The organism is Glutamicibacter sp. HZAU (assembly GCF_004100365.1).
Taxonomy (GTDB): domain Bacteria; phylum Actinomycetota; class Actinomycetes; order Actinomycetales; family Micrococcaceae; genus Glutamicibacter; species Glutamicibacter nicotianae.
Genome location: NZ_SCKZ01000009.1, coordinates 125852 through 132637, shown reverse-complemented (window position 1 = coordinate 132637; position 6786 = coordinate 125852). Strand labels below are relative to the sequence as shown.

Genomic DNA, 6786 nt, shown 5'->3' with positions numbered 1-6786 from the left:
TCCTTTGATCTGGTGATTTAGAGCTTCAACAACTCCTATTTTTCCAGTTCAGGTCACCTTTTCTTCTTTTAAGTCAGTTAATGACTGCCGTTGCCATGGAATACCCGGGCTAGCCCGCATCGGGTGCTTTCGGGGTCGGCATAGTCACTATGCCGACCCCGAAGCGCTTTTCCCGCGTAGAGTGGGAAGCATGAAACTCAGTGCCTTCACCGACGTGTGCCTGCGGACCGTGATGGTCCTGGCAACTCCCGGCACCGGGCAACTGACCAGCCGCGAGATCGCCGATTCGGTCGGGGTTCCCTACAACCACGTTGCCAAGGCAGTGCTGGAACTGCGCACGCTGGGCATCCTGCAGGTCACCCGCGGCCGCAACGGTGGCGCCGCCCTGAGCAGCGAAGCGCTGGATTTTTCCCTCGGCGGGCTGCTGCGCAAATTGGACAAGCGCACCGATATCGTGGACTGCACCGATCATGACGCGCAATCCAACTGCCCGCTCTCGGGCAACTGCCGCCTGCGGGCAGTCTTCCGCCAGGCGCGCGAAGCCTTCTACGCCTCGCTGGATCCGCTGACTATTAGAGATATCTGCCTGACGTCAGCAGCGGAGCCCATCACGCTGCTCCCCTTCCCTACCGTGCGCGGCATTTCCTAGTTCCACTTCACCCATGAAGTGATACCGGTCACTTCTGTTGCGAAACCGGCCAACTCGATTTGCAATCCTTTTCTACTGAGCGTAGAAATGAATCATAAATCTTGTATCTCAGATACAAGTAATCACCTACGCCCAAGGAGACCCGATGCTGTCCACCAAGTCCTTCCCGGTCATTGAAGCCACGCTGCCGATCATCGCAGAGCGCATTTCCAGCATTACCCCGAACTTCTACAACCGCCTGTTCACCGCCCACCCTGAACTGCTCGACGGAATCTTCTCCCGCTCGAACCAGAAGAACGGCACCCAGCAGCAGGCCTTGGCAGGATCCATCGCGGTCTTCGCAACCTACCTGGTCAAGCACCCGGGCGTCACCCCGGAAACCATGCTCGCCCGCGTGGCCCACAAGCACACCTCCCTCGGTGTCGTCGAGGAGCAGTACCCGATCGTCTACAAGCACCTCTTCGATGCGATCGCCGAAGACTTGGGCGATGCGCTGACTCCGGAGATCGCCGAGGCCTGGACGGAGGTGTACTGGCTGATGGCCCATGCGCTGATCAAGATCGAGAAGGGCTTGTACGCGCAGCAGGCCAACGCCGAGATCTACACCCCGTGGAAGCTTGTCGAACGCACCGAAACCGGTGTCGATTCGGTCAGCTTCAGCTTCGAGCCAGCTGACGACACCCCGGCAACGGTCGCCAAGCCAGGGCAGTTCGTTTCGGTCCGCATGCCGATGGCCGACGGCATCCGCCAGGTTCGCCAGTACACCCTGAGCGGCGATATCGAGCAGACCAACCGCCGCACCATCACCGTCAAGCTGGATGTGAATGGCGAATTCTCCCCGGTCATCCATAACGACCTGAAGCTCGGCGACGTGCTCGAGCTGTCGAATCCGTATGGCGATCTGGTCATCGATGAGGAGGGCGCGCCGCTGGTGATCGCTACCGCTGGCATCGGCTGCACCCCGAGCGCCGCCGCGCTGCAGACCCTGGCCGCACGCGGCTCCAACCGCAAGGTCACCGTGCTGCATGCAGACCAGGAAGTGGGTGCCTGGCCATTGCGCGAGCAGATGCTCGATTCCATCGCCAAGCTGCCCCAGGCCACCCTGGGCACCTGGTTCGAACGCGGCGAACTGCCGGAAGAGCTGAACGCCAGGGCCGGCTACATGGATCTGACCGATGCACTGGCCGAGGACGCCGAGGTGTACCTGTGCGGCCCGCTGCCATTCATGCATGCCGTGCGCAGCCAGGCACTGGAAGCCGGCATCCCAGCCGAGCGGATCCACTATGAGGTCTTCGGCCCGGATGTGTGGCTGGCCGCCTAGCATCCAGGTCTTGCAACTGTGCTGCAGGTGGAATCATGGGGAATCCACCTGCAGCACTTTTTTGCCGCTATTTTCCGGTATCCGCGGCAGATTCCGGGTGATCGCCCTGCTGCGGGGCCTTCTTCTTGAAGTCGAGTTTCTTCGGATCCAGCTTCCGCGGATCGATTTTGCCGCCGAGCTTTCCAGGCTTCTTCGCCTCCGCCCCCTGGACTGGCGGTGCCGGCAGATCGGCATCGCGGTCTTCGGATTCCGGAGCTTCGGCAGGCTGCTCGGCTGGCGCAGACTTGGCGCCGCGTGCCGGTTTCGCGGCCTGCGGGTCCACCAGGATCTGGTGCAGCCCTTCCTCTGAGATCCACTTGCGCAGCACCGAGTTGAACAGGATCGGGTTCTCGATGTTCCATTGGTGGTGCATGCCAGGGACCACGCGCGTGATCACCTGCGGGAGCTTGGCGCGCAGCGCCTCGAAGGATTTCTGCACCACCTTCGGCTCCTTGGCTCCGACCAGGGCCAGCACCGGACCTTGGTAGGAGTCGAGCTTTTCCGGAAGTCCCCCGGGATCCATCTCGTCCATGATGGCCCGCAGGTTCTGGGCCTTCAGTTTCACGCCATGCTCGGTGAACAGCTCCCGCTCGTCATCCACCATGCCGTAGGCTCCGGCCTGGAATCGCCAGTACCACTCGCTGCCGATGAGCTTGAGCTGCATCCGCTGGATAGCCCTGGCCGCCTGGCCCACGCCGGTCACTGGTGTTCCGGTGATCATCACGGAGTCAACCAGTTCCGGATGCCGTGCCGCCACGTGCAGCGCGATGACGCCGCCGAGGGAGATGCCCACCAGGTGCACGCCGCCTTCGGAAACTTCGTCAGCGATCAAGGCCGCGACGTCATCGGCGGCGGATTCCAGTCCTTCCCAGGTTTCCTCGAACCGGGCGCCGAAGGCCGGCAGGTGGAGGGTCAGGATGTTGTAGTCGCCAAAGGCCAGCACCTGCGGGTCCCAGCTCCAGTTGCCGACGTTTCCGCCATGGAGGAACACCAGCGTCTGCATCGAACGCTGGGCATCGTGATGCCGGCCGGGATGCACTTCGGGATAATCGGTGGCATCGCGTGATGCATCGCTTGCAGGGGTCTTGTTCTGGTCTTTGGCTGCAGTCATGGCAAGTACTCCAATACCGCGTCGAGCCATTCCAGCTCTGCGGCTTGTTGTCGGATTGCATGGTCAAGTGTGGCAGCCATCAGGAAGCTGCGACGGTCCGCAGCGGCGCGCATGTCAATGCCTTCGCGCTGGGAGAGGTAGTCATCGAGGGTGTACTGCGTGGCTTGGCGGCGTTCCTCCAGCAAATTCTGGATCTCATCGCGTTCGAGTTCGGCGGCAAAGAACACCTGGCCCATGAAGGGATCCCGTTCGGGAGACTGCACGGCCCCGGCAGATAGCCACTGGGCCAGCGCCTCGCGTCCGGCCTCGGTGATGTGGTGTTCCTGGCGGTCCGGATAGTTCGACTGGGCGACGGTGCGCACGGTGGCATACCCCTTGTCCACCAGCTGCGCCAACGTGCGGTAGATCTGCGCCTTGTCCGCGTTCCAGAAGTGGTTGATAGAGGAGTCAAAGTGCTTCTTGAGCTCGTAGCCAGTCATGGGCGACAAGCACAGCAGCCCGAGAATCAATCGTGCCAAAACCATAGGGCAATCTTTTCACACATAGTTGATTTTGCACCCACTTCGGCCCGGCGTGTGGAAACTGTACCCAGATTGTGACAATTCCTAGGCGGCCCATGAAAATACCCCGGCCACTGGAATTCCAGTGGCCGGGGCGTTCCCAAGTGCGGATCTGCGGGAGATCCAGTTCTGCTAGGCGCTCAGGCGGGCCTTCAGGCCGTCGAGCTCGGCGCGCAGCGAAGCAGGCAGGGCGTCGCCGAACTTGGCGTACCATTCCTCGATGCCTTCGACTTCCACGGCCCATTCGTCCTTGTTCACGGCAACGGCCGCTTCGACGTCGGCTGGGGTGTAGCCTTCCAGGCCGGTCAGGTCCAGGGACTCGCCGGTCGGGACGTTGCCGATGATGGTTTCGCGAGCGTCCGCGGTGCCTTCGATGCGCTCGATGGCCCACTTCAGGACGCGCGAGTTGTCGCCGAAGCCTGGCCATGCGAAGCCGCCGTCAGCGGTGCGGCGGAACCAGTTGACCAGGAAGATCTTCGGCATCTGCTCCGGGTTGAGCTTGTCCGAGATCTTGTCCCAGTGGTTCAGGTAGTCGCCTGCGTTGTAGCCGATGAATGGCAGCATCGCCATTGGGTCGCGGCGGATCACGCCGGTTGCGCCGGCAGCGGCCGCGGTGGTCTCCGAGGACAGGGTCGAACCCATGAAGATGCCGTTGGTCCAGCTGCGGGCTTCGGTCACCAGCGGAATGGTGGTCTTGCGGCGGCCGCCGAAGAGGATCGCGTCGATCTTCACGCCGTTTGGCGAGTAGTAGTCGTCCGAGAGCATGTCGACCTGGTCGATCGGGGTGCAGAAGCGCGAGTTCGGGTGCGCTGCGGGACGGCCGGACTCCGGGGTCCAGTCGTTACCCAGCCAGTCGGTCAGGTGCGCTGGAGCCTCGTCGGTCATGCCTTCCCACCAGACGCCGCCCTCATCGGTCAGCGCAACGTTGGTGAAGATGTTATTGCCCTTGGAGATGGCGCGCATGGCGTTCGGGTTGGTGGACCAGCCGGTGCCAGGAGCCACGCCGAACAGGCCGTACTCAGGGTTGACACCGCGTAGCTCGCCGTCCTTGCCGATGCGCATCCAGTTGATGTCATCGCCCAGGGTCTCGGCCTTCCAGCCCTCGATGGTTGGATCCAGCAGCGCCAGGTTGGTCTTGCCGCAGGCCGATGGGAAGGCCGCGGCAATGTGGTACGACTTGTTCTGCGGGCTGGTCAGCTTCAGGATGAGCATGTGCTCTGCGAGCCAGCCTTCATCGCGGGCCATGGCCGAGGCGATGCGCAGCGAGTAGCACTTCTTGCCCAGCAGAGCGTTGCCGCCGTAGCCCGAACCGTAGGACATGATGGCGCGCTCTTCGGGGAAGTGCACGATCCACTTGTCTTCGTTGCATGGCCATGGAACATCTTCCTGGCCTGGTTCCAGGGGTGCGCCGACCGAGTGCAGGGCCGGAACGAAGAAGGCGTTCTCGGCTTCCATCTTGCGCAGCACTTCATTGCCGATCTTGGCCATGATGCGCATCGAGGCGACAACGTAGGCTGAATCGGTGATTTCCACGCCGTAGGCAGGTACTTCTGCGTCCAGCGGTCCCATGACGAACGGGATGACGTACATGGTGCGTCCGCGCATCGAGCCATCGAACAGGCCGTTGAGCATGGACTTCATCTTGGTCGGGTCTTCCCAGTTATTGGTGAAGCCCGCATCTTCTTCCTTTTCGGAGCAGATGAAGGTGCGCTCTTCGACTCGGGCCACGTCCTTGGGGTCCGAGAAACCGGCGTAGGAGTTGGGGAAGTTCGGATCGGTCAGCTTGACCAGGGTACCGGCTTCAACCAGCTCGGCAGTCAGGCGATCATTCTCTTCGACAGACCCATCAACCCAATAAACACGATCCGGCTTCGTCAGTGCGGCAACTTCCTCGACCCAGGATGCCAACTTCGCGTGCGAAGTAGGTGCTGCGTCGATAACGTTCTGATCCGAGCTCGTGCTCATTATCCATTCCCTCCATTGGGCTGAACTTGCAATAAATCAAGGCTAGGGTGCGCTCGACGCCCGCGCCGTGTGATCGAAACCTCATGAAAGTGAAACCCCGGGGACCAAAAAGAGAAAATTCCCGTAATTCCGGGGGTTAGGCTAACCAGCGCACCCACATTAAGTGACTAAGGTCACGTAGACCGGTACCCTTTCAATGTCTTCATATAACCTTCTGTTCACCTGGGCCCAGTAGCTTTGCCCGTCGATTTGTACAGCGCGAAATCGACCTGTATAGTTATTCGAGGTTCGTGAGAACGAACTAAGCAAAAGAACATGCGCCCATAGCTCAGCTGGATAGAGCGTCTGTCTACGGAACAGAAGGTCAGGGGTTCGAATCCCTTTGGGCGCACAAATTGAAATTCCCACTCGATCGAGTGGGAATTTTTTGTTTCCCGCAAGGAATGAGCCAATGAACCAATGAGCATTATTCAGAACCCCGTCGATCACCTACCCAGCCGGTAGTATTCCAACCGGGAAACTACTCGGATAACCTTCGGCAATTCGCTGAGCCTGGCAGAATACCCAGTGGCCAAGATCTTCCAATTCTTCAAATGCGCAATCGCCCGTTCAACTGCTGAACGGATCAAACTGATCTGACGGTTGAATTCCTTCCGGTCTTCGCTGAGTTCATGGCCAGGCGGCTTCTTCTGCGGCGTGATGGCACTGGTACCCTGAGACCCCGGATCAGCGATCCACTGCAGCTTCTCAAGCTCTGCTTCCCATCCGACTTCACCGACGGCCCACCGATCATGACGACGCCCGGGCACTGGCTCAGACACGCAATCGACACCCTTGGTTATTGGACACGACCTGGATCAGCAGCCCTTGGCGTTTCTTCTTCCCTGAGTAATACTCAATAATGCCGGCCTTGAATCTACGGGTGGGAACATCAGTCCCATCGCTGAGCAACGTATGTTCCGACGCTAGTTCAGACAGTGCCCCGAGTTCATGAAGGGCAAGGACCTGATCAAAGATCGGCAGCATCGTACGGTAAATTCTGGAGACAGTCGGCTCAGACCTAGCAGGTCTGCAGCGACGGACGGAATCAAATTACGTCGCAACAAGAACAAGGCGAGAACGACTTGGCGGTACAGACCCA

The 6786-nt window shown here is 60.4% G+C and carries 6 protein-coding genes and 1 tRNA gene; 3 read left to right on the top strand and 4 right to left on the bottom strand.

What is annotated here, in order from left to right; all coding sequences use genetic code 11:
- Positions 1–190 precede the first annotated feature (190 nt).
- Together EKH49_RS14470 and EKH49_RS14465 are read left to right on the top strand one after the other, a co-directional pair.
- Positions 191–649: an RrF2 family transcriptional regulator gene (locus tag EKH49_RS14470; RefSeq protein ID WP_128471395.1), complete on the top strand. Its 459-nt coding sequence runs from the start codon at positions 191–193 to the stop codon at positions 647–649.
- Between the two features lie 145 nt (positions 650–794).
- The gene (locus tag EKH49_RS14465) at positions 795–1970 is read left to right on the top strand and encodes a globin domain-containing protein (RefSeq protein ID WP_128471394.1); all 1176 of its coding nucleotides are present in this window, start codon (positions 795–797) and stop codon (positions 1968–1970) included.
- Between the two features lie 67 nt (positions 1971–2037).
- Here EKH49_RS14465 and EKH49_RS14460 read toward each other — a convergent pair whose 3' ends face one another.
- The 3 genes from EKH49_RS14460 to EKH49_RS14450 all read right to left on the bottom strand — a co-directional run bounded on the left by EKH49_RS14460 (position 2038) and on the right by EKH49_RS14450 (position 5645).
- Positions 2038–3120, bottom strand: coding sequence for an alpha/beta fold hydrolase (locus tag EKH49_RS14460; RefSeq protein WP_161567536.1), 1083 nt, complete (start codon positions 3118–3120; stop codon positions 2038–2040).
- Positions 3117–3644, bottom strand: a complete 528-nt coding sequence (locus EKH49_RS14455) for a PadR family transcriptional regulator (RefSeq protein ID WP_038993803.1) — start codon at positions 3642–3644, stop codon at positions 3117–3119. The genes EKH49_RS14460 and EKH49_RS14455 overlap by 4 nt, the downstream gene beginning before the upstream one ends.
- Positions 3645–3812: 168 nt before the next feature.
- Positions 3813–5645 carry a phosphoenolpyruvate carboxykinase (GTP) gene (locus EKH49_RS14450; RefSeq protein WP_128471392.1) on the bottom strand — a complete coding sequence of 611 codons (1833 nt, stop codon included), beginning with the start codon at positions 5643–5645 and terminating at the stop codon, positions 3813–3815.
- Between the two features lie 317 nt (positions 5646–5962).
- Between EKH49_RS14450 and EKH49_RS14445 the strand changes: the two genes are divergently transcribed.
- Positions 5963–6036, top strand: a tRNA-Arg gene (locus EKH49_RS14445).
- Positions 6037–6130: 94 nt separating this feature from the next.
- On the opposite strand, the gene EKH49_RS14440 is transcribed toward EKH49_RS14445, so the two are convergent.
- Positions 6131–6466, bottom strand: coding sequence for a transposase family protein (locus tag EKH49_RS14440; protein ID WP_161567535.1), 336 nt, complete (start codon positions 6464–6466; stop codon positions 6131–6133).
- Between the last annotated feature and the right edge of the window lie 320 nt (positions 6467–6786).

Excerpts from the sequence above, each read along its gene's own strand:
- EKH49_RS14470 (WP_128471395.1), top strand. The coding sequence starts at position 191 with ATGAAACTCAGTGCCTTCACCGACGTGTGCCTGCGGACCGTGATGGTC.
- EKH49_RS14465 (WP_128471394.1), top strand. The coding sequence starts at position 795 with ATGCTGTCCACCAAGTCCTTCCCGGTCATTGAAGCCACGCTGCCGATC.
- EKH49_RS14460 (WP_161567536.1), bottom strand. The coding sequence starts at position 3,120 with ATGACTGCAGCCAAAGACCAGAACAAGACCCCTGCAAGCGATGCATCA.
- EKH49_RS14455 (WP_038993803.1), bottom strand. The coding sequence starts at position 3,644 with ATGGTTTTGGCACGATTGATTCTCGGGCTGCTGTGCTTGTCGCCCATG.
- EKH49_RS14450 (WP_128471392.1), bottom strand. The coding sequence starts at position 5,645 with ATGAGCACGAGCTCGGATCAGAACGTTATCGACGCAGCACCTACTTCG.